At 52.5% G+C, this 23,258-nt stretch carries 18 protein-coding genes; 15 read left to right on the top strand and 3 right to left on the bottom strand.

Annotated features, from left to right (window positions below; translation table 11 throughout):
• Positions 1–140: 140 nt before the first annotated feature.
• The 8 genes from ihfB to WN16_RS11890 all read left to right on the top strand — a co-directional run bounded on the left by ihfB (position 141) and on the right by WN16_RS11890 (position 8,964).
• Positions 141–425: an integration host factor subunit beta gene (gene ihfB / locus WN16_RS11855; protein ID WP_003035780.1), complete on the top strand. Its 285-nt coding sequence runs from the start codon at positions 141–143 to the stop codon at positions 423–425.
• Positions 426–631: 206 nt separating this feature from the next.
• Complete coding sequence (locus WN16_RS11860) at positions 632–2,896, top strand: ComEC family protein (RefSeq protein WP_044701581.1); 2,265 nt, start codon at positions 632–634, stop codon at positions 2,894–2,896.
• Between the two features lie 36 nt (positions 2,897–2,932).
• The gene (gene msbA / locus WN16_RS11865; protein WP_003035784.1) at positions 2,933–4,681 is read left to right on the top strand and encodes a lipid A ABC transporter ATP-binding protein/permease MsbA; all 1,749 of its coding nucleotides are present in this window, start codon (positions 2,933–2,935) and stop codon (positions 4,679–4,681) included.
• Positions 4,678–5,655: a tetraacyldisaccharide 4'-kinase gene (gene lpxK, locus WN16_RS11870; protein WP_044701579.1), complete on the top strand. Its 978-nt coding sequence runs from the start codon at positions 4,678–4,680 to the stop codon at positions 5,653–5,655. The genes msbA and lpxK overlap by 4 nt, the downstream gene beginning before the upstream one ends.
• Positions 5,656–5,696: 41 nt before the next feature.
• Positions 5,697–6,929, top strand: a complete 1,233-nt coding sequence (locus tag WN16_RS11875; RefSeq protein ID WP_044701577.1) for a winged helix-turn-helix domain-containing protein — start codon at positions 5,697–5,699, stop codon at positions 6,927–6,929.
• Between the two features lie 51 nt (positions 6,930–6,980).
• A complete protein-coding gene (gene ycaR, locus WN16_RS11880) occupies positions 6,981–7,163 on the top strand; it encodes a protein YcaR (RefSeq protein WP_003035793.1) in 183 nt (60 codons plus the stop codon).
• On the top strand, positions 7,160–7,906 hold the full coding sequence (gene kdsB, locus WN16_RS11885) for a 3-deoxy-manno-octulosonate cytidylyltransferase (protein ID WP_003035796.1): 747 nt from the start codon (positions 7,160–7,162) through the stop codon (positions 7,904–7,906). Before ycaR ends, kdsB begins: the two co-directional genes overlap by 4 nt.
• A 164-nt stretch (positions 7,907–8,070) precedes the next feature.
• The gene (locus WN16_RS11890; protein WP_003035798.1) at positions 8,071–8,964 is read left to right on the top strand and encodes a YcbJ family phosphotransferase; all 894 of its coding nucleotides are present in this window, start codon (positions 8,071–8,073) and stop codon (positions 8,962–8,964) included.
• Between the two features lie 117 nt (positions 8,965–9,081).
• Here the strand turns inward: WN16_RS11890 and elyC are convergent, their stop codons facing one another.
• Positions 9,082–9,846: an envelope biogenesis factor ElyC gene (gene elyC / locus WN16_RS11895; protein ID WP_003836882.1), complete on the bottom strand. Its 765-nt coding sequence runs from the start codon at positions 9,844–9,846 to the stop codon at positions 9,082–9,084.
• Positions 9,847–9,981: 135 nt separating this feature from the next.
• Between elyC and cmoM the strand changes: the two genes are divergently transcribed.
• The 7 genes from cmoM (at position 9,982) to WN16_RS11930 (ending at position 20,644) form a co-directional block, all read left to right on the top strand.
• Positions 9,982–10,785, top strand: coding sequence for a tRNA uridine 5-oxyacetic acid(34) methyltransferase CmoM (gene cmoM, locus WN16_RS11900; protein ID WP_003846990.1), 804 nt, complete (start codon positions 9,982–9,984; stop codon positions 10,783–10,785).
• The gene (gene mukF / locus WN16_RS11905) at positions 10,778–12,100 is read left to right on the top strand and encodes a chromosome partition protein MukF (RefSeq protein WP_003836877.1); all 1,323 of its coding nucleotides are present in this window, start codon (positions 10,778–10,780) and stop codon (positions 12,098–12,100) included. The genes cmoM and mukF overlap by 8 nt, the downstream gene beginning before the upstream one ends.
• Entirely contained in the window at positions 12,081–12,785 is a 705-nt protein-coding gene (gene mukE / locus WN16_RS11910; RefSeq protein WP_003035809.1) for a chromosome partition protein MukE, read from the top strand. The genes mukF and mukE overlap by 20 nt, the downstream gene beginning before the upstream one ends.
• Complete coding sequence (gene mukB, locus WN16_RS11915; RefSeq protein WP_003846984.1) at positions 12,785–17,245, top strand: chromosome partition protein MukB; 4,461 nt, start codon at positions 12,785–12,787, stop codon at positions 17,243–17,245. The genes mukE and mukB overlap by 1 nt, the downstream gene beginning before the upstream one ends.
• Positions 17,246–17,490: 245 nt before the next feature.
• Complete coding sequence (gene ldtD, locus WN16_RS11920) at positions 17,491–19,242, top strand: L,D-transpeptidase (protein ID WP_044701574.1); 1,752 nt, start codon at positions 17,491–17,493, stop codon at positions 19,240–19,242.
• Between the two features lie 177 nt (positions 19,243–19,419).
• Positions 19,420–19,968 (top strand): YcbK family protein, encoded by a 549-nt coding sequence (locus WN16_RS11925; RefSeq protein WP_003035820.1) that lies wholly within the window; start codon positions 19,420–19,422, stop codon positions 19,966–19,968.
• Positions 19,969–19,996: 28 nt separating this feature from the next.
• Positions 19,997–20,644 carry an MBL fold metallo-hydrolase gene (locus WN16_RS11930; protein WP_044701572.1) on the top strand — a complete coding sequence of 216 codons (648 nt, stop codon included), beginning with the start codon at positions 19,997–19,999 and terminating at the stop codon, positions 20,642–20,644.
• 53 nt (positions 20,645–20,697) lie between these two features.
• Here WN16_RS11930 and aspC read toward each other — a convergent pair whose 3' ends face one another.
• Both aspC and ompF read right to left on the bottom strand, forming a co-directional pair.
• The gene (aspC, locus tag WN16_RS11935; RefSeq protein ID WP_044701570.1) at positions 20,698–21,888 is read right to left on the bottom strand and encodes an aspartate transaminase; all 1,191 of its coding nucleotides are present in this window, start codon (positions 21,886–21,888) and stop codon (positions 20,698–20,700) included.
• Positions 21,889–22,071: 183 nt separating this feature from the next.
• On the bottom strand, positions 22,072–23,148 hold the full coding sequence (gene ompF / locus WN16_RS11940; protein ID WP_016149871.1) for a porin OmpF: 1,077 nt from the start codon (positions 23,146–23,148) through the stop codon (positions 22,072–22,074).
• Positions 23,149–23,258: the final 110 nt, after the last annotated feature.

The raw sequence follows: 23,258 nt of genomic DNA on the forward strand, positions 1-23,258 counted from the left end.
TTTGTGCTGTTAACGGCACAAAGGATGACGAGTAGCTTGACAGATTACAGGATTCGTCCTGTAATCAATGACAAAGGGCGGCTACGGCCGCCCTTAATCAATGCAGCAGCTAATTATGCCTTTAAGGAACCGGAGGAATCATGACCAAGTCAGAATTGATTGAAAGACTTGCAACCCAGCAACCTCATATTCCCGCGAAAGCGGTTGAAGATGCAGTTAAAGAGATGCTGGAACATATGGCCTCGACTCTTGCGCAGGGCGAGCGTATTGAAATCCGCGGTTTCGGCAGCTTCTCTTTGCATTACCGCGCACCACGCACCGGACGTAATCCGAAGACCGGCGATAAAGTGGATCTGGAAGGGAAATACGTTCCGCACTTTAAACCAGGTAAAGAACTGCGCGACCGCGCCAATATTTACGGTTAAGTTTTTAGCGAGACTTAACGCCGAGAAAAGCACCCACATGGGTGCTTTTTTCATTTCTGTGCGCCTATCCTGGAATCCTCATCCCAGTTAATTTGTACGTTACAACCCCCACTAAATGTCTGCGGAACTCAGGTCGTATAACGATAAATTGATGCCAGACAACCGTCGAAGAGTACTGCACACTCCCTGTAACAGGGAGGTTATTGATGAAAATAACAACGGTGAGTACGTGTGCATTATTCGGCATTCTCCCACTCATGCTATTACCTACGCTGCCAGGCATGTTGTGTATCGGCATTGTATTTTGTCTGGCATGGCTGCTCTGTTTTCTCCCCCACAAATATATACGTTCCGTCGGACTAACCCTGCTGTTTTTTCTTTGGGGAATCCTGGCTGCGAAAGAGGCTCAGTGGGCCGGTAATACGCTGCCTGCGAAAACCCAGCAAGCCATTGTGCGGATAACCGGAACTGACAATATGACAACGCACTACGGCCAAATCACTCACCTTCAGGGGAGACGAATCTTTCCTGCACAAGGAATCGTCTTGTACGGACAGTATTTACCCGGTGATGTTTGTGCGGGTCAGACATGGGCGATGACATTGAAAGTCCGCGCCGTACACGGTCAATTAAACGAAGGCGGATTTGATAGCCAGCGTTACGCATTGGCGCAGCATCAACCGTTGACGGGGCGATTCTTACAGGCTTCGGTTATCACACCACAATGCAGTTTGCGTTCGCGATTTCTCGACTCATTGAAAACGGTACTCGCCGATTATCCCTGGCAGCAGGTCATACTGGGTCTGGGAATGGGTGAGCGCTTGTCCGTGTCACAAGAGGTGAAAACGATTATGCGTGATACCGGCACGGCTCATTTGATGGCTATCTCCGGGTTGCATATTGCGTTTGCTGCACTTCTGGCTGGCGGAATAATTCGCGCGGGACAATTTTTTATGCCCGCCAGATGGATTTGTTGGCAGGTTCCATTAGTGGGTGGGATTGTCTGCGCCACATTATATGCCTGGCTGACGGGGCTGCAACCCCCGGCATTACGAACGGTTGTTGCGCTGCTAGTCTGGGGGGCGCTAAGACTTAGCAGCAGGCAGTGGAGCGGATGGTCGGTATGGATCTGCTGTCTGGCAGCCATTCTGGTGGTGGATCCTGTTGCCGTTCTTTCGCAAAGTCTATGGTTGTCTGCATCCGCCGTTGCGGCACTGCTGTTCTGGTACCAATGGGTACCGCTCCCGGACTGGCCGCTGTCGCGTGCTGGTCGTCAATTTCTGGCGCTGGCTCATCTGCAATTGGGTATTACGCTTCTGCTTCTTCCCGTACAAATCGCAATGTTTCACGGTTTTAGTCTGACCTCGTTTCCGGCTAATTTGTTTGCCGTCCCTTTGGTCACGTTTGTTTCCGTACCCTTGATATTAGCAGGCATGATCGTGCATTTAGCCGGACTGGTGATGATTGAATCGAATCTGTGGTATTTAGCGGATCGTTCTCTGGCGCTACTATTTTGGGGGCTCAGGAGCCTGCCTGAAGGGTGGATCAATATTGATGCACGCTGGCAATGGCTCGCATTTTTACCCGGAATGATGATTATCGCATGGCGACTAAATATCTTGCGTACGCTACCGGTGGTCTGTTTCTCTGCGCTACTTTTGCTGAGTGGGCCGCTTTGGCGTGCACCGCGTACAGATGTGTGGCAAGTGCATATGCTGGATGTCGGGCAGGGGCTGGCGATGGTGATTGTGCGTAATGGAAAAGCGCTGCTTTACGATACCGGTCTGGCATGGCCTGAAGGCGATAGCGCGCAACAGCTGATTATTCCCTGGTTGCGTTGGCATAACCTGGAGCCGGAAGGGGTCATTTTAAGTCATGAACATATGGATCACCGGGGAGGGTTGCACTCCTTACAACAAGCCTGGCCATCACTATGGATAAGAAGTCCGCTAGGCTGGAAAGGACACCTCCCGTGTTTTCGCGGAGAACGTTGGCAATGGCAAGGGTTAACCTTCAGTGCGCACTGGCCTGTGCGTGGAAGTACAGGGCAGGGGAATAACCACTCCTGCGTGGTTAAAGTTGATGATGGGTATCAGAGTGTTTTGCTGACCGGCGATATTGAGTCTCCCGCTGAACAAAAAATGCTAAGTCACTACTGGCAGCATCTGCAGTCTACGGTGATGCAGGTTCCGCATCATGGCAGCAATACTTCATCATCACTGGCACTCATTCAGAGAGTTGACGGGCAGGCCGCATTAGCCTCTGCATCCCGTTACAACGCCTGGCGTCTGCCATCCTGGAAAGTGAAGCAACGTTATCGGAAACAAAATTATCAATGGCTGGATACACCACATCAGGGGCAGATTACGCTGGATTTTTACCAAAAAAACTGGCGAATACACAGCTTGCGGGATCAGATTTTACCTCGTTGGTATCATCAGTGGTTTGGCGTGTCGGAGGATAACGGGTAGAATATGCGGCTATTCTAACAAATGCTGGTTTTTTGAATGCATAACGATAAAGATCTCTCTACGTGGCAGACGTTTCGCCGACTATGGCCAACCATAGCGCCTTTTAAATCGGGTCTGATCGTGGCGGGTATAGCGTTAGTCCTTAACGCGGCCAGCGATACCTTCATGTTATCGCTCCTTAAACCATTACTGGATGATGGTTTTGGTAAAACGGATCGTTCGGTGCTGCTGTGGATGCCGCTGGTGGTCATTGGGCTGATGATAGTTCGTGGCTTAACCAGTTATGTCTCCAGCTACTGTATCTCATGGGTGTCAGGCAAAGTGGTCATGACCATGCGTCGCCGCCTGTTTGGTCATATGATGGGCATGCCAGTCTCCTTTTTTGATAAACAGTCTACAGGTACGCTGTTGTCACGTATTACCTATGATTCAGAGCAGGTCGCGTCATCGTCTTCCGGCGCGCTGATCACCGTGGTACGTGAAGGGGCCTCAATCATTGGCCTGTTTATCATGATGTTCTATTACAGCTGGCAGCTGTCACTGATCCTGATTGTACTGGCGCCAATTGTGTCAGTGGCGATCCGTGTGGTTTCCAAGCGCTTTCGTAGCATCAGTAAAAACATGCAAAACACTATGGGGCAGGTTACGACCAGTGCGGAGCAGATGCTGAAAGGCCACAAAGAAGTTCTGATTTTTGGTGGTCAGGAAGTCGAAACCAAGCGCTTTGATAAGGTCAGCAACAAGATGCGTTTGCAGGGTATGAAGATGGTTTCCGCTTCTTCTATCTCCGACCCTATCATCCAGTTGATTGCGTCTCTGGCTCTGGCCTTCGTGTTATATGCGGCCAGCTTCCCAAGCGTAATGGAAAACCTGACGGCAGGGACAATTACGGTTGTCTTCTCCTCAATGATCGCGCTGATGCGTCCGTTGAAATCGCTGACCAACGTCAACGCGCAGTTCCAGCGCGGTATGGCGGCATGCCAGACCTTATTTACGATTCTGGATAGCGAACAAGAGAAAGATGAAGGTAAACGTGTTATCGAGCGTGCTACCGGCGATCTCGAGTTCCGCAACGTGACTTTCACCTATCCGGGACGTGAAGTACCGGCTCTGCGCAACATCAACCTGAATATTCCCGCGGGTAAAACCGTTGCTCTGGTTGGCCGTTCGGGCTCAGGAAAATCCACCATCGCCAGCTTGATTACGCGCTTCTACGATATTGATGAAGGGCAGATTCTGATGGACGGACACGATCTGCGCGAATATACCCTGGCATCCCTGCGCGATCAGGTTGCGTTGGTTTCGCAGAATGTGCACCTGTTTAACGATACGGTTGCCAACAACATCGCCTACGCGCGTACCGATATGTACAGCCGTGAGCAGATCGAAAAAGCGGCGCAGATGGCCTACGCCATGGATTTCATCAACAAGATGGATAATGGTCTGGATACGGTGATTGGTGAAAACGGCGTCCTGCTTTCCGGCGGACAACGTCAGCGTATCGCTATCGCCCGTGCCTTGTTGCGTGACAGCCCAATTCTGATCCTTGATGAAGCAACATCAGCTCTTGATACCGAATCTGAACGTGCGATTCAGTCTGCGCTGGATGAGCTACAGAAAAACCGTACTTCTCTGGTCATTGCTCACCGTCTTTCAACCATTGAACAAGCCGACGAAATCATCGTGGTGGAGGATGGTCTGATTGTCGAACGCGGAACCCATAGCGACCTGATTGAGCAGCGCGGGGTCTATGCGCAATTACACAAAATGCAATTCGGTCAATGATCGCACGTATCTGGTCTGGTGAATCGCCGCTGTGGCGATTGTTACTTCCACTCTCCTGGCTTTATGGCCTGGTGAGTGGCGGGATCCGTCTATGCTACAAGCTTGGGCTGAAACGCGCTTGGCGCGCGCCAGTACCGGTTGTGGTGGTCGGAAACCTTACAGCCGGCGGCAATGGCAAAACACCGGTGGTGATTTGGCTGGTTGAACAACTGCAGCAACGCGGGATTCGCGTGGGCGTGGTGTCGCGTGGTTACGGCGGGAAAGCGGCTGCTTACCCGTTGTTATTGACCGCAGAGACCACTACCGCAGAAGCGGGTGATGAACCTGTGCTGATCGCCCAACGTACCGGCGTGCCGGTAGCGGTATCCCCGGTAAGATCGGATGCGGTAAAATCCATTTTGGCCCAACATGACGTGCAGATTATTGTGACCGACGATGGGCTACAGCACTATCGTCTGGCGCGAGATGTTGAAATCGTGGTTATTGACGGCGAACGTCGGTTTGGCAATGGCTGGTGGCTTCCCGCTGGTCCAATGCGGGAACGCGCAGGTCGTCTAAAATCGGTGGATGCGACTATTGTTAACGGTGGCGTTGCGCAACCAGGGGAAATCCCTATGCGACTTGAACCGGGGCTGGCCGTTAATTTACGTACAGGCGAACGCCGTGATGTAGCGCAATTGCCCAATATTGTCGCCATGGCGGGCATTGGTCACCCTCCGCGTTTTTTTGCCACGCTGAAAGCATGCGGTGCCAGCGTGCAAAAAAGCATTGCGCTGGCAGACCATCAGTCTCTGACCTACAGTGACGTCAGTGCGTTTGTAAACGCCGGGCAAACGCTGGTGATGACGGAAAAAGATGCGGTTAAGTGCCGGGCATTTGCCGATGAAAACTGGTGGTATTTACCTGTTGACGCACATTTGTCAGGCGATCGGCCTGACATGTTGCTGGATAGCTTAATCTCGCTGACTCGCTAACTGATTCACGCTGCGGCAGCGAATCATTTATGAGGCCATAGATGTCGTTGCCGCACCTTTCTCTGACGGATGCCCGTCATCTTCACCTTGCCGCTCAAGGTCTGCTGAAAAAAACACGCCGTCGGGCAACCCCGGCAGATATTCTCGCGACTATTTCGCGCATGTCGTTACTGCAAATCGATACCATCAATATTGTGGCGCGAAGTCCTTACCTGGTGCTGTTTAGTCGTTTAGGCGATTATTCACCCCAATGGCTGGACGACTCGTTACAGCAGGGCGAACTGATGGAATACTGGGCGCACGAGGCCTGCTTTTTGCCGCGCAGCGATTTTATGCTGATACGTCACCGCATGCTGGCCCCGGAGAATATGGGCTGGAAGTATAAAGCGGCGTGGATGAAAGAACATGCTCATGAAATTGAGCAACTGCTCCAGCACATCCAGCATAACGGACCGGTACGATCTGCTGATTTTGAGCATCCACGTAAGGGGACCAGCGGCTGGTGGGAATGGAAACCGCAGAAGCGTCATCTTGAAGGGCTGTTCACTGCCGGGAAAGTGATGGTGGTGGAACGGCGTAATTTCCAGCGAGTGTATGATTTAACCCATCGCGTCATGCCACACTGGGACGATGAACGCGACCCACTTTCGCAGGAAGATGCTGAAAGCGTCATGCTGGATAACAGCGCCCGCAGTCTGGGGATTTTCCGCGAACAATGGCTGGCAGACTACTACCGCCTGAAGCGCCCGGCGCTAAAAAACTGGTGCAACGAACGGGCGGAACAGCAACAGATTATTCCTGTCGACGTTGAAGGGCTGGGAACGCTGTGGCTGCATAGCCACCTTCAGCCGCTACTCGAACAGGCGCTGGCGGGCAAATTAACAGCGACCCACAGCGCAGTGTTATCGCCTTTTGATCCGGTGGTTTGGGATCGTAAACGGGCAGAGCAGCTATTCGATTTTAGCTACCGGCTGGAGTGTTACACGCCAGCACCAAAACGTCAGTACGGTTATTTCGTCTTGCCGTTGCTGCACCGCGGGCAGTTGGTTGGGCGAATGGATGCCAAAATGCACCGTAAAACGGGCGTGCTGGACGTGATTTCGCTGTGGTTACAGGATGGGGTTAAGCCTGGGGTGACTTTGCAAAAAGGATTGTTTCAGGCGATTGACGATTTTGCCCGCTGGCAACTGGCAACACGCGTGACGCTGGGACGTTATCCTGAAGGTTTATTTGCTGATGCACGCCATGGTTGGGAAATAGACCCAGCCCTTTAAGCGATTATGTTAATATTTACGGATTCACAATCCGGTCCATCTGGAGGAACTATGGATCATCGTCTGCTTGAAATCATTGCCTGCCCGGTATGCAATGGCAAACTCTGGTTTAACCAGGAAAAACAGGAACTGATTTGTAAACTGGATAACCTTGCTTTCCCACTGCGTGATGGCATTCCTGTGTTACTGGAAACCGAAGCCCGCGTTCTGACTGCTGATGAGAGTAAATCATGAGTTTTGTGGTCATTATTCCTGCGCGTTATGCGTCCACTCGTCTGCCGGGCAAGCCGCTACTGGATATCAACGGCAAGCCTATGATCGTGCATGTCCTGGAGCGTGCGCGTGAATCTGGCGCTGAACGTATCATCGTGGCCACCGATCACGAGGATGTTGCTCGCGCGGTAGAAGCGGTGGGGGGGGAAGTGTGCATGACCCGCGCCGATCACCAGTCTGGTACGGAGCGCCTGGCGGAAGTCGTCGAGAAATGTGGTTTTAGCGATGATACCGTTATTGTGAACGTACAGGGTGATGAGCCGATGATTCCGGCGGTCATTATTCGCCAGGTGGCTGAGAATCTGGCGCAACGTCAGGTCGGCATGGCGACTCTTGCGGCTCCGATTCACAGTGCGGAAGAGGCATTTAATCCGAATGCGGTAAAAGTCGTTTTGGACGCTGAAGGATATGCGCTCTATTTTTCACGCGCGACCATCCCATGGGATCGCGATCGTTTCGCCAAAAGTCTGGAAACGGTGGGGGACACCTTCCTGCGCCATCTGGGCATTTACGGCTATCGCGCCGGTTTTATTCGCCGCTATGTTAACTGGCAGCCTAGCCCGCTTGAGCATATCGAAATGCTGGAGCAGCTGCGAGTGCTGTGGTACGGCGAAAAAATTCACGTTGCCGTCGCAAAAGAAGTCCCGGGTACCGGCGTAGACACTACCGAAGATCTCGAGCGCGTTCGCGCCGAAATGCCTTAGTTTTTCTCACGGCACTCCCCCATATTGATGCGTATTTTTGGGAGGAGTGTCGTATCGTTGCGCTTTCCCTCAACTTTTCTTTTCATCAATTGATCTCATCCGGGTGACATCTGTCTGCCCGACGCTCATTATGAAAGCAGTAGCATTTATGAGGGCAATCTGAAATGGAACAGTTGCGTGCCGAACTCAGCCACCTGCTGGGCGAAAAACTCAGTCGTATAGAATGCGTGAATGAAAAAGTGGATACGGCCCTGTGGTCACTGTACGACAGCCAGGGAAATCCGATGCCGCTGATGGCGAGAAGTTTCACCACGCCAGGTATGGCGCAGCAACTGGCATGGAAAACCTCCATGTTAGCGCGCAGCGGTACGGTGCGTATGCCCGTCATTTACGGGGTCTTAACCCACGAAGAGCATCCCGGCCCCGATGTGTTACTGCTTGAGCGTTTACGGGGTGTGCCGGTGGAAGCGCCAGCCCGAACGCCCGAACGCTGGGAACATTTAAAAGATCAGATCGTAGAAGGTCTGCTGTCATGGCATCGGCAGGATAGCCGTGGCTGCGTGGGAATGGTGGATAACACGCAAGAGAATATCTGGCCATCCTGGTATCGCCAGCGTGTTGAGGTGCTGTGGACCACGTTAAATCAGTTCAACAATACTGGCTTGACGATGCAGGATAAGCGGATCCTGTTTCGTACCCGTGAGTGTTTACCCGCTTTATTTGAAGGATTCAATGATAACTGCGTACTGATCCACGGTAATTTCAGTTTACGTAGCATGCTCAAAGACGCCCGTAGCGATCAGCTACTGGCCATGGTGGGACCGGGGTTGATGCTGTGGGCGCCCAGAGAGTATGAATTGTTCCGTTTAATGGATAACGCGCTGGCGGAAAGCCTGCTTTGGCAATACCTGCAACGCGCGCCCGTGGCGGAGTCCTTCATCTGGCGGCGCTGGCTGTATGTGTTATGGGATGAGGTGGCGCAACTGGTCAACACCGGACGTTTTAATCGCACCAACTTTGACCTGGCAACGAAATCACTGCTGCCGTGGCTCGCCTGACTATCCCGTTACGGCATTGCCGGATGGCGGCGTGAGCGCCTTATCCGGCCTACAATTCTGCGCTGAACGCCTGGGGCTGATAAGCCGCGTTAGCGTCGCCGTCAGGCAATATTTCTGTCAGTGCTCCGATCCCTTTAACCACTGCCAGATGCGACCCAATGTTTCGTAACCAACACGATCGCTATGCATCAACCAGACGGGAGAGGGGATCGCGCGCTCCCACGGATTTAGCGGTGAATCAATTGCTAACTGATTAGCCGGCGCGGGCAACGGGTGTAGTCCAGCTTGTTGGAAGAAAATCATTGCTCGTGGTAAGTGCGATGCGGAGGTCACCAGCAGGAACGGCGCGCTGCCGATGGCCTGCTTAACTGCTGCGGCTTCTTCTTCAGTATCTTTAGGTTTATCCAGCGTGATGATATCACCGGGTGGCACACCCAGTGACTGCGCTACGCGGGCTCCCGCTTCTGCAGTACTGACGTTATTGCTCTTTGCCGCAGCACCGGTAAAGATAAGCTTCGATCCCGGATTAGCACGCCAGAGGCGAATACCTTCATTCAGACGCGGAAGACTGTTGCTGATTAGGTTTGAACTTGGTGCCCACTGAGGATTCCAGGTATACCCTCCGCCCAGCACCACAATGTATTCCACTTTTTGTGTATCCTGCCAGGTTGGATAGCTGTCCTCAATCGGTTTCAGTAGGCTATCAGCGACGGGTTGCAAGCTAAGAAGTAACAGCGCCAGCCAACTCAGGCTAATGCACACTTTCCCTGTTTTTTGAAAGCGGCTAAACCAGAGCAGCGCCAGGCCTATACCCATGATAATGAGCATTAGCGGAAGTGGCAGCATCATACCGCCAATCACTTTCTTCAGCGTAAAAAGCATCCTTTTTGGTTCCTTTTTTAACCATACAGCAGGGGATCTGCAGCGATATTACACCAGGAAGGTTCATTCTCGGCGTGGGTGTGACAAAATAGCGGTTTTACTTAGTCACCCTAAAGCCAGCATGTGGAGAGCCTGATGCGGGATCGCAATTTTGATGACATTGCAGAGAAGTTTTCCCGTAACATTTACGGCACCACTAAAGGTCAGCTTCGCCAGACGATCCTCTGGCAGGATCTGGACAAACTTCTTGCCGAATACGCGGGCCAGACATTGCGTGTGCTTGATGCGGGTGGCGGAGAAGGGCAGACAGCCATTCTGATGGCGCAGCGGGGCCATCACGTTACCTTGTGCGATCTTTCTGCTGAGATGGTGGCGCGAGCGCAACGGGCGGCAGAAGAGCAAGGTGTGAGCGACAACATGCATTTTATACATTGTGCCGCTCAGGACATCCCACAGCATTTGGATTCTCAGGTTGATCTGATATTGTTTCATGCTGTGCTGGAATGGGTGGCCGATCCACAAGCCGTCTTAAAAACATTGTGGTCGATGTTACGCCCGGGCGGTGCTTTATCGCTGATGTTCTACAATGCAAATGGCCTGTTGATGCGTAATGTGTTGGTCGGTAATTTCGGCTATGTACAGCAGGGAATGTATAAAAAGAAACGGCGCACGTTGTCTCCCGATTTCCCGCGCGACCCTCAGCAGGTCTATGGCTGGCTGGAGGAGATTGGCTGGGAGATAACCGGTAAAACGGGCGTGAGGGTGTTTCATGATTATCTGCGTGATAAACAAAAACAGCATGACTGTTTTGATGCTTTAACAGAAATAGAAACGCGCTATTGCCGCCAGGAACCGTATATCAGCCTTGGGCGCTATATTCATGTCACCGCGATTAAACGTCCGGCCCGAGCCGCAGATGCAAGGATAACCTATGAGTGAATTTTCCCAGACAGTCCCCGAACTGGTTGCCTGGGCCAGAAAAAATGACTTCTCCATCTCTCTGCCGGTAGACAGACTTTCGTTCCTGCTGGCGGTCGCCACATTGAACGGTGAGCGACTTGACGGTGAGATGAGTGAAGGTGAACTGGTGGATGCATTCCGCCATGTGAGTGATGCGTTTGAGCAAACCAGCGAAACCATCGGCGTCCGCGCCAACAACGCGATCAACGATATGGTGCGTCAACGTCTGCTGAACCGCTTTACCAGCGAGCAGGCTGAAGGCAACGCCATTTACCGTTTAACGCCGCTCGGGATTGGCATCACAGATTACTATATTCGTCAGCGCGAGTTCTCTACGCTGCGTCTTTCCATGCAACTGTCGATTGTTGCAGGCGAACTGAAGCGCGCGGCGGATGCGGCAGCGGAAGGTGGCGATGAGTTCCACTGGCACCGCAACGTCTATGCGCCATTGAAATACTCGGTGGCGGAGATTTTCGACAGTATCGATCTGACCCAGCGCATCATGGATGAACAGCAGCAGCAGGTAAAAGACGACATCGCACAGTTGCTAAACAAAGACTGGCGGGCGGCGATTTCCAGCTGTGAACTGTTGCTTTCTGAAACGTCTGGTACGCTGCGTGAACTGCAGGATACGCTGGAAGCGGCGGGGGATAAGCTGCAGGCTAACCTGTTACGCATCCAGGACGCCACAATGACGCATGATGATTTGCATTTTGTTGATCGGCTGGTGTTTGATTTACAAAGCAAGCTCGACCGCATTATTAGCTGGGGTCAGCAGTCCATTGACTTGTGGATCGGCTACGATCGTCATGTGCATAAATTTATCCGTACCGCGATCGATATGGATAAAAACCGCGTCTTCGCCCAACGTCTGCGTCAGTCCGTGCAGACCTACTTTGACGACCCATGGGCGCTGACCTATGCCAACGCCGATCGTCTGCTGGATATGCGTGACGAGGAGATGGTGCTGCGTGACGAAGAGGTCACCGGTGAACTTCCGGAAGATCTGGAATATGAAGAATTTAACGAGATCCGTGAACAACTGGCGGCGATCATCGAAGAACAGCTGGCTATCTACAAATCCAGACAAACACCACTGGATCTCGGTTTGGTAGTGCGCGAGTATCTGGCGCAATACCCACGTGCGCGTCATTTCGACGTCGCGCGTATTGTCATCGATCAGGCGGTACGCCTTGGCGTAGCGCAAGCAGACTTCACCGGACTGCCAGCCAAATGGCAGCCGATTAATGATTACGGAGCCAAGGTACAGGCGCATGTCATTGACAAATATTGAACAAGTGATGCCGGTAAAGCTGGCGCAGGCGCTGGCGAATCCGTTATTTCCGGCGCTGGATAGCGCCTTACGTTCGGGTCGCCATATCGGTCTGGATGAACTGGATAATCATGCCTTCCTGATGGATTTTCAGGAATATTTTGAAGAGTTTTACAGCCGCTATAACGTGGAATTGATCCGTGCGCCGGAAGGGTTCTTTTACCTTCGTCCGCGTTCAACGACGCTCATTCCGCGTTCGGTCCTGTCTGAACTGGACATGATGGTGGGTAAAATTCTTTGCTATCTCTATCTCAGCCCGGAACGCCTGGCGAACGAAGGGATTTTTACCCAGCAAGAGCTGTATGACGAGCTGTTAACGCTGGCGGATGAAGCCAAACTGCTGAAGCTGGTGAACAACCGTTCAACCGGTTCTGACGTTGACCGCCAGAAGCTACAGGAAAAAGTGCGTTCTTCGCTCAACCGTTTGCGCCGCTTAGGCATGGTGTGGTTTCTGGGCCACGACAGCAGCAAATTCCGTATTACGGAATCTGTCTTCCGCTTTGGCGCGGATGTGCGTAGCGGTGACGATCCGCGTGAAGCACAGCGTCGCTTAATTCGTGATGGTGAAGCGATGGCGGTCGAGAACCGTCTGCAGCTCAACGATGAGCCCGAAGAGAATCAGCCGGACAGTGGAGAAGAAGAATAATGATTGAACGCGGTAAATTTCGCTCACTTACGCTGATTAACTGGAATGGTTTTTTTGCCCGTACGTTTGATCTCGATGAGCTGGTCACCACGCTGTCCGGTGGTAACGGTGCGGGTAAATCCACCACCATGGCGGCATTTGTTACGGCGCTCATTCCGGACTTAACCCTGCTGCATTTCCGTAACACCACCGAAGCTGGTGCAACCAGCGGTTCACGTGATAAAGGTCTGCACGGTAAGCTGAAAGCAGGGGTCTGTTACTCAATGCTCGACGTCCTCAACTCGCGTCATCAGCGCGTGGTCGTGGGTGTGCGTCTGCAACAGGTTGCGGGTCGTGATCGCAAAGTGGATATCAAACCGTTTGCCATTCAGGGGCTGCCGATGTCGGTACAGCCAACCCAACTGGTGACGGAAACGCTGAACGAACGCCAGGCGCGCGTACTGTCTCTACCTGAGCTGAAAGAGAAGCTTGATGAGATGGAAGGTGTGCAGTTTAAGCAGTTCAACTCAATAACCGATTATCATTCGCTGATGTTCGATCTGGGCATCATTGCTCGTCGTCTGCGCTCCGCGTCTGATCGTAGTAAATTCTACCGTCTGATTGAAGCCTCGTTGTACGGCGGGATCTCCAGCGCCATTACCCGTTCACTGCGTGACTACCTGCTGCCGGAAAACGGCGGCGTCCGTAAAGCGTTCCAGGATATGGAAGCCGCGCTGCGTGAAAACCGCATGACGCTTGAAGCGATTCGCGTAACCCAGTCTGACCGCGACCTGTTTAAGCATTTGATCAGCGAAGCGACCAACTATGTGGCTGCGGATTATATGCGCCATGCCAACGAACGTCGTATCCATCTGGATAAAGCACTGGAATATCGTCGTGAACTGTATACCTCACGTAAGCAGCTGGCGGCAGAGCAGTACAAGCACGTGGATATGGCGCGTGAACTGGGCGAGCATAACGGCGCCGAAGGCGATCTGGAAGCCGATTATCAGGCCGCGAGCGATCACCTGAATCTGGTGCAAACCGCGCTGCGTCAGCAGGAAAAAATTGAACGCTACGAAGCGGATCTCGAAGAACTGCAGATCCGTCTTGAAGAACAAAATGAGGTGGTTGCGGAAGCCGTTGACCGCCAGGATGAAAACGAAGCCCGCGCGGAAGCCGCCGAACTGGAAGTGGATGAGCTGAAAAGCCAGCTTGCCGATTACCAGCAGGCGCTGGACGTCCAGCAGACGCGAGCCATCCAGTATACCCAGGCGATCCAGGCCCTAAATCGGGCGAAAGAGCTCTGCCACCTACCGGATCTGACAGCCGACAGCGCCGCCGAATGGCTGGAGACTTTCCAGGCCAAAGAGCAGGAAGCCACTGAAAAGCTGCTAACGCTTGAACAAAAAATGAGCGTGGCGCAAACCGCGCATAGCCAGTTCGAACAGGCTTATCAGCTGGTGGCGGCTATCAACGGCCCGCTGGCACGTAGTGAAGCCTGGAGCGTGGCGCGTGAACTGCTGCGCGAAGGCGTTGAACAGCGCCACCTGGCGGAACAGGTTCAGCCATTGCGTATGCGACTGAGCGAACTGGAGCAGCGTCTGCGCGAACAGCAGGATGCCGAGCGTCTGCTGGCCGAATTCTGCAAGCGTCAGGGTAAACAGTTTGATATCGATGAGCTGGAAGCGCTGCACCAGGAACTGGAAGCGCGCATCGCCGCCTTGTCGGACAGCGTCTCGTCTGCCAGCGAACAGCGTATGACGCTGCGTCAGGAACAGGAACAGCTACAATCCCGTATTCAGCATTTGATGAAGCGGGCACCTGTCTGGCTGGCTGCGCAAAATAGCCTGAATCAGCTTAGCGAGCAGTGTGGCGAAGAGTTTACCTCCAGCCAGGATGTGACCGAGTATCTGCAACAATTGCTGGAGCGCGAGCGTGAGGCCATTGTTGAGCGTGATGAAGTCGGTGCACGTAAAAATGCGGTTGATGAAGAGATTGAACGTTTAAGTCAGCCGGGCGGGGCGGAAGATCAGCGTCTGAACGCGCTGGCGGAACGCTTTGGCGGCGTGCTGCTGTCAGAAATTTATGATGACGTTAGCCTTGAAGATGCCCCGTACTTCTCTGCGCTGTATGGTCCTTCGCGCCATGCCATCGTGGTACCAGATCTATCACTAATTACCGAACAGCTTGAAGGGCTGACGGATTGCCCGGAAGATCTCTATTTCATCGAAGGGGATCCGCAGTCGTTTGATGATAGCGTCTTCAGCGTTGATGAACTGGAAAATGCGGTGGTGGTGAAAACCGCCGAGCGTCAATGGCGTTATTCCCGCTTCCCGAAGGTACCTATTTTTGGTCGTGCCGCGCGCGAAAGCCGTATCGAAACCCTGCATGCCGAGCGTGAAGGGCTGTCTGAACGTTTCGCCACGCTCTCCTTTGATGTCCAGAAAACCCAGCGTCTGCATCAGGCGTTCAGCCGCTTTATCGGCAGCCATCTGTCGGTGGCGTTTGAAGCCGATCCAGAAGCGGAAATTCGCCAACTGAATAGCCGTCGCGTTGAACTGGAACGTGCGCTGACCAATCATGAAAATGATAATCAGCAAAGCCGTATGCAGTTTGAACAGGCGAAAGAGGGCGTCTCCGCGCTGAACCGCCTGCTGCCTCGCTTGAATCTGCTGGCAGATGACACGCTGGCCGATCGCGTGGACGAAATTCGCGAGCGTCTGGATGAAGCTCAGGAAGCCGCGCGTTTTGTACAGCAACATGGCAATCAGTTGGCGAAACTGGAACCTATCGTTTCAGTTCTGCAAAATGACCCTGAGCAGTTTGAACAGCTGAAGGAAGACTATACGTATTCCCAGCAGATGCAGCGCGACGCACGTCAGCAGGCTTTTGCGCTGACTGAAGTCGTACAGCGTCGGGCGCACTTTAGTTATTCCGACTCAGCCGAAATGCTGAGCGGTAATAGCGATCTGAACGAAAAATTGCGTGAACGCCTGGAACAGGCGGAAGCCGAACGTACCCGCGCTCGTGAGGCGCTGCGCAGTCATGCTGCACAGTTAAGCCAGTACAACCAGGTCATGGCATCGCTAAAAAGCTCTTATGACACCAAAAAAGAGCTGCTTAACGATTTACAACGTGAACTGCAGGATATTGGTGTCCGTGCGGACAGCGGTGCCGAAGAGCGCGCGCGTATCCGTCGTGACGAACTGCATGCGCAGCTCAGCAACAACCGTGCACGCCGCAACCAACTTGAGAAAGCACTGACCTTCTGCGAAGCGGAGATGGAAAACCTGACCCGCAGACTGCGCAAGCTGGAACGTGATTATCATGAAATGCGTGAGCAGGTAGTCACCGCCAAAGCCGGCTGGTGTGCAGTCATGCGGATGGTGAAAGATAACGGTGTGGAACGTCGTCTGCACCGTCGCGAGTTGGCCTATCTTTCTGGTGACGAACTGCGTTCGATGTCGGATAAGGCGCTCGGTGCGCTACGTCTGGCGGTTGCGGATAACGAACACCTGCGCGATGTGTTGCGTATGTCTGAAGATCCAAAACGCCCAGAGCGCAAAATCCAGTTCTTCGTCGCGGTTTACCAGCATCTGCGTGAACGTATTCGCCAGGATATTATCCGTACCGACGATCCGGTTGAAGCCATCGAACAGATGGAGATTGAGCTGAGCCGTCTGACGGAAGAGTTAACCTCTCGTGAACAGAAACTGGCGATCAGCTCACGCAGCGTGGCGAACATTATTCGTAAGACCATTCAGCGTGAACAGAACCGTATTCGCATGCTGAACCAGGGGCTGCAAAGTGTGTCGTTTGGCCAGGTTAACAGCGTTCGCCTGAACGTCAATGTGCGTGAAACGCATGCTACCTTGCTGGACGTACTTTCAGAGCAGCATGAGCAGCATCAGGATCTGTTTAACAGCAATCGCCTGACCTTCTCAGAAGCGCTGGCGAAGCTGTATCAGCGCCTGAATCCGCAGATCGACATGGGGCAACGCACGCCGCAAACCATTGGTGAAGAGCTGCTGGACTATCGTAACTATCTGGAAATGGAAGTTGAGGTTAACCGTGGTTCTGACGGCTGGCTGCGTGCTGAATCTGGCGCGCTGTCAACGGGTGAAGCGATCGGGACCGGGATGTCTATTCTGGTGATGGTGGTGCAAAGCTGGGAAGATGAAGGTCGCAGATTGCGCGGGAAAGACATCTCTCCTTGCCGCCTGCTGTTCCTTGATGAAGCAGCACGACTCGATGCGCGTTCTATTGCGACTCTGTTTGAGCTGTGTGAGCGTTTGCAGATGCAGCTGATTATCGCTGCGCCGGAAAACATCAGCCCAGAGAAAGGCACGACCTACAAACTGGTGCGTAAAGTCTTCCAGAACACCGAGCACGTTCATGTGGTGGGGCTGCGCGGATTTGCGCCTCAGTTACCGGAACCACTGCCGGGGACTGAAGATGCCTCCTCGCAGGCAAGCTAAATAGAAAGGCGGTCATTTGACCGCCTTTCTTCTTTTCCGAAAAGTCTCAATTGCAGGTGCAATTTCTTTTAACTTCTTTACATTATACCAGGTAAAACATTGGCGAAGTTTATATACTGAAGATAAGCCTGACGGGTATGCAGGCTTACTCGTCATACTTCAGTTGTATTGGCGTCTACAGGCGTTGCACACCCGATTTATGGTGCCTGGCTATAGAGTATGATAAAGAAAACAGGGGGCAAGGGATGTTGCTTAATAAAATGTGTGGTCGTCGGCTGTCGGCAATCAGTTTGTGCCTGGCCGTAACATTCGCTCCACTGTTCAATGCGCAGGCCGATGAGCCTGAAATGATCCCTGGCGATAGCTCCGCGAGCGTCAGTGAACAGCCAACAGCATTATCGCAGCCGCAGGTACAATCTTCCGCGACGGCTATTATGGCGGGGATTCAACCGTTACCGCAGGGCGTGTCAGTTGATCAAGCCCGCGCCGAATTACAATCTCAACTTCCAGCGGGCTTCACGCCAGTGTATATGAGCCAGCTGGAATTGCTGTATGCCGCACGTGAAATGAAGCCGATGTGGGAAAATCGTGATGCGGTAAAGGCCTTTCAACAACAGTTGGCCGAGGTCGCGATTGCTGGCTTTCAGCCGCAGTTTACTACCTGGGTTGCACTTCTGACTGATCCGGCAGTGTCCGGCCAGGCGCGAGATATCGTGCTCTCTGATGCGATGTTGGGATACCTGCACTTTATTGCTAATATCCCTGTCAAAGGTAATCGCTGGCTTTATAGCGATAAGCCCTATGCGCTAACAACGCCGCCGATTTCTGTCATCAACCAGTGGCAGGTCGCACTGGATAACGGTCAACTAACTTCGTTTGTTGCCAGCCTGCCGCCTCAGCATCCGCAGTACGCCGCAATGCATGAATCACTACTCAAGCTGGTGAGCGATACGCGGCCCTGGCCTCAGCTCACCAGTACCGCGACGCTGCGTCCGGGAGAGTGGAGTAACGACATCCCCGCGCTGCGTGAAATTTTGCGCCGTACGGGAATGCTGGAGTCCGCCGTCAGTACATCTGCTAAAGAAGGACGTAGCGCTTACGATCGTGAACTTGTCGATGCGGTAAAGCGTTTTCAGACGTGGCAAGGGCTTGGGGCTGATGGCGCGATTGGCCCTGCCACGCGTGACTGGCTGAACGTAACGCCTGCTCAGCGTGCGGGCGTGCTGGCGTTAAATATTCAGCGCTTGCGCCTGCTGCCGAGTGAGCTGTCTACCGGTATCATGGTGAACATTCCTGCCTATTCGCTGGTTTATTATCAGAATGGAAATCAGGTGCTGGCCTCGCGCGTTATTGTCGGGCGTCCAGATCGCAAAACGCCGATGATGAGTAGTGCGCTGAATAACGTGGTCGTTAACCCACCGTGGAACGTTCCACCGACGCTGGCCCGAAAAGATATTCTGCCTAAGTTATGGAATGATCCGGGGTATCTTGAACGTCACGGCTATACCGTAATGCGCGGCTGGAACAGTAAAGAGACGATAGATCCGTGGCAGGTTGACTGGGCCACCATCACTGCGTCCAATCTGCCGTTCCGCTTTCAGCAGGCTCCGGGCGCACGTAACTCGCTCGGACGCTATAAATTCAATATGCCGAGTTCGGACGCTATTTATCTGCACGATACGCCGAACCACAATCTGTTCCAGAAAGATACGCGGGCGTTAAGTTCCGGCTGTGTGCGTGTGAATAAGGCATCTGAGCTGGCGAATATGCTGCTACAGGACGCGGGTTGGAATGATACCCGCATCTCGGATGTCCTGAAGCAAGGGGATACGCGGTACGTGAATATTCGCCAGAATATTCCGGTCAACCTCTACTATCTGACCGCATTTGTTGGCCCGGATGGTCGCACGCAGTATCGTACAGATATTTACAATTACGATCTGACAGCGCGATCCAGCGCACAAATTGTGTCAAAAGCCGAGCAATTAATCAGATAAATGAAGCAGTTCGAGGAAAATGATTGTCGTAAGTTATGCTGGAAACGGGGCAAAATGGCTGTGAGCCCCGTATTTCCTGGGGTTGGGAGCCTTGACGTGGACTACTTAGCCAGATAAGGTTTCCCGCGTGCGCTAGAGCATACATACGATAACATTGACCTTGTAGACCTTAATACCATGGACAAATTTGACGCTAATCGCCGCAAACTGCTGGCGCTTGGTGGTATTGCCCTCGGCGCTGCCATCCTGCCTACGCCTGCGTTTGCAACACTCTCTACCCCACGTCCGCGTATATTGACTCTGAATAACCTGCATACCGGTGAGTCAATAAAAGCAGAGTTTTTTGATGGCAGGGGCTATATTCAGGACGAATTAGCAAAACTTAACCACTTTTTCCGTGATTTTCGGGCCAATAAAGTGAAATCCATTGACCCCGGACTGTTTGATCAACTCTTCCGTCTGCAGGGCCTGCTGGGTACGCGTAAACCCGTACAGCTGATCTCCGGTTATCGTTCCGTCGATACCAATAATGAACTACGTGCGCGCAGTCGCGGTGTGGCCAAGAAAAGCTACCACACCAAAGGGCAGGCCATGGATTTCCATATTGAAGGCATCGCATTAAGTAATATTCGCAAAGCTGCGTTATCTATGCGCGCAGGTGGTGTAGGATACTACCCCAGCAGTAACTTTGTGCATATTGACACCGGCCCTGCACGGCACTGGTGATCCATAAGCTTAATGAAACAGGAGCTGTATGAACTATCGTATTATTCCGGTCACTGCATTCGCCCAGAACTGCTCGCTAATCTGGTGTGAGCAGACTCGTCTGGCCGCGTTGGTCGATCCCGGCGGCGATGCCGAGAAAATCAAACAGGAAGTGGATGCCAGCGGTCTGACGCTAATGCAGATCCTGCTTACTCACGGTCATCTTGATCATGTTGGGGCGGCAACTGAACTGGCACAGCATTATAGTGTACCGGTTATTGGTCCGGAAAAAGAAGATGAGTTCTGGCTACAGGGTCTCCCTGCGCAGAGCCGCATGTTTGGCCTGGGCGATTGTGAGCCGCTGACGCCCGATCGCTGGTTGAACGAAGGTGATCGGGTCAGCGTTGGCAACGTGACGTTGCAGGTGTTGCATTGTCCGGGTCATACACCGGGACATGTGGTCTTCTTTGATGAGCAATCAAAGTTACTGATTTCGGGTGACGTGATTTTCAAAGGTGGCGTAGGGCGCAGCGATTTTCCGCGCGGAGATCACAGCCAACTGATCGATTCGATTAAACGTAAACTGTTGCCGCTGGGCGATGACGTGACGTTTATTCCGGGTCACGGCCCACTTTCTACGCTGGGTAACGAACGGCTTCATAACCCGTTCCTGCAGGACGAAATGCCTGTCTGGTAATACCGCAGATAAATAAAAAGGCCGCTATTGCGGCCTTTTTTGTACGCGATAGATTACAGTACTGCGACAATCGCTTCGCACAGCGGTGCCATGTTATCTGGCGTCATTCCAGCTACGTTTACACGTCCGGAAGCGACAGCGTAGACACCAAACTCTTCACGCAGACGCAGAACCTGCTCTTTTGTCAGGCCGCTGAATGAGAACATGCCGTTCTGTTTGATGATAAAGCTGAAGTCGCGGTTCGCACCTTTCTCCTGCAGCGTATTCACGAACAGTAAACGCATGCGCTGAATGCGTTGGCGCATATCGGTCAGTTCCTGTTCCCAGATGGCACGCAGCGCGTCATTGCTCAGAATCGTGGCAACTACGGATGCGCCGTGTGCTGGCGGGTTGGAATAGTTAGCGCGAATGGTTGATTTCATCTGACTAAACGCACGGTCGACGGTTTCAGCATCAGCAGCAACCAGCGTACAGGCACCTACGCGCTCATTGTACAGACCAAAGTTCTTGGAGTAGGAACTGGCAACGATCAGCTCTTTGTGCAGCGCGGCGAATGCGCGCAGACCTTCTGCATCTTCTTCCAGACCGCGGGCAAAGCCCTGGTATGCGAAGTCAAACAGCGGCAACCATCCTTTCTCGACAGAAAGCTGAGCCAGCGTTTGCCACTGCTCAAGCGTAGGATCGATACCGGTTGGGTTATGACAGCAGCCGTGGAACAGTACCACATCGCCAGCCTGAGCTTCGCTGAGGCTGGCCAGCAGCGCATCAAAGTCTAATGAGTGGTTCGCCGCATCGTAATAGTTGTATTCACGAACTTCCAGACCGGCAGAGTTAAAGACGCTCTTATGGTTCGGCCAGCTTGGGTTGCTCACCCATACGCGTTTAGCCGACGTATTTCTTGCGAGAAAATCAGCTGCCACGCGAAGTGCGCCAGTGCCGCCAGGGGTCTGTGCTGTACGTGCGCGTTTATCGTTGATAAGCGAACTCGTTTTACCAAACAGTAATTCCTGAGTACAACGACCAAACTCTGGAATACCGTCAATGCCAAGATAGTTTTTGGTGGTTTCATTTTCCAGTATATATTGCTCGGCTTTTTTAACGCTGGTCAGCACCGGCGTTTTGCCTGTCTCATCTTTATATACACCGATCCCGAGGTTTATTTTTCCAGGGCGGTCATCGGCACGAAACAAATCAGCCAGACCCAAAATGGGGTCGGCAGGAGCGGCGGTAATGTTCTCAAACATGACGAGGTTCCATAGTGATTACAGAAGGGAAGTCCGCTATCAGGTTAACGGTAGATTTACAAAATGCCAACCGTTACTGACGAAAAGCTGAGGTGTTTTTTTAAGATGCAAGAATCCGCTGGCAGATATAAAAAAACAGGACCGAAGTCCTGTTTTTAAGGCATTTAACAAAGAGGTCTGCTATTAGAACTGGTAAACGATACCAACTGCAACGATGTCGTCAGAGTTCACGCCCAGTTTGTTGTCAGAATCGATTTGGTTAATCTTGTAGTCAACATAGGTGGACATGTTTTTGTTGAAATAGTAGGTCGCACCTACTTCGAAGTAATCGACCAGATCCACATCACCGATACCTTCTACGTCTTTCGCTTTAGACTTGTTGTAGGAGAGGGACGGACGCAGGCCGAAATCGAACTGGTACTGAGCAACGACGAATACGTCTTCAGTTTTGTTCGCAAAACCGCTGTTACCAGCACCTGAGATGCGGGTCGCGTTACGGGTTTCACCGTAGTTCGCTGCCAGGTAGATGTTGTTAGCATCGTATTTCACGCCGGTCGCCCACTGCTCAGCTTTTTTACCGCCATTGCCGTAGAAAGAGTTTTCCTGCGCGTTGGTGCGGTCAGCTGCGCCGTAAGCACCCACGATACCGAAACCATCCATTTCGTAGCTTACAGAACCGCCAACGCCGTCGCCGTTAGAGCGACCGGTATTGCCATCACGTTCGTTTTTACCCAGATACTGGATACCGAAGTTCAGACCGTCAACCAGACCGAAGAAGTTGGAGTTACGGTAGGTTGCAACACCACCAACACGACCAACGAAGAAGTTGTCGCTGTATGCGGTATCACCACCAAATTCTGGCAGCATATCGGTGTAACCCAGAGCATCGTAAACGATACCGTAGTTACGACCGTAGTCGAAAGAACCCAGATCGGCATATTTCAGACCAGCAAATGCCAGACGGGTTTTGTTGCCGTTCTGAGCGTCACTGCCGCCTTCAGAGTTGTTACCGGCAAAGTTGTATTCCCACTGACCGTAACCGGACAGCTCGGAGTTAATCTGAGTTTCCCCTTTGAAACCAAGACGAGCATAAGTCTGATCGCCATCGTCAGCAGCGCTGTCAGAAAAATAATGCAGACCAACGGTTTTACCGTAGATATCCAGCTTGTTACCATCTTTGTTGTAAACTTCTGCAGCGTTAGCTGCCCCGGCTACCAGCAGAGCAGGGATAACCACTGCCAGAATATTGCGCTTCATCATTATTTATTACCCTCATCGGTTTTTATATGACACCTGCCACTGCCGCCAATAAATTCCGTCAATGAAAATTTACGGAACTATTGATGAGAGTTTGGTGTCTTTATGTGTCT

Origin of the sequence: Citrobacter sp. ABFQG, from assembly GCF_004322975.1 — a bacterium.
Taxonomy (GTDB): Bacteria; Pseudomonadota; Gammaproteobacteria; order Enterobacterales; family Enterobacteriaceae; genus Citrobacter; species Citrobacter freundii.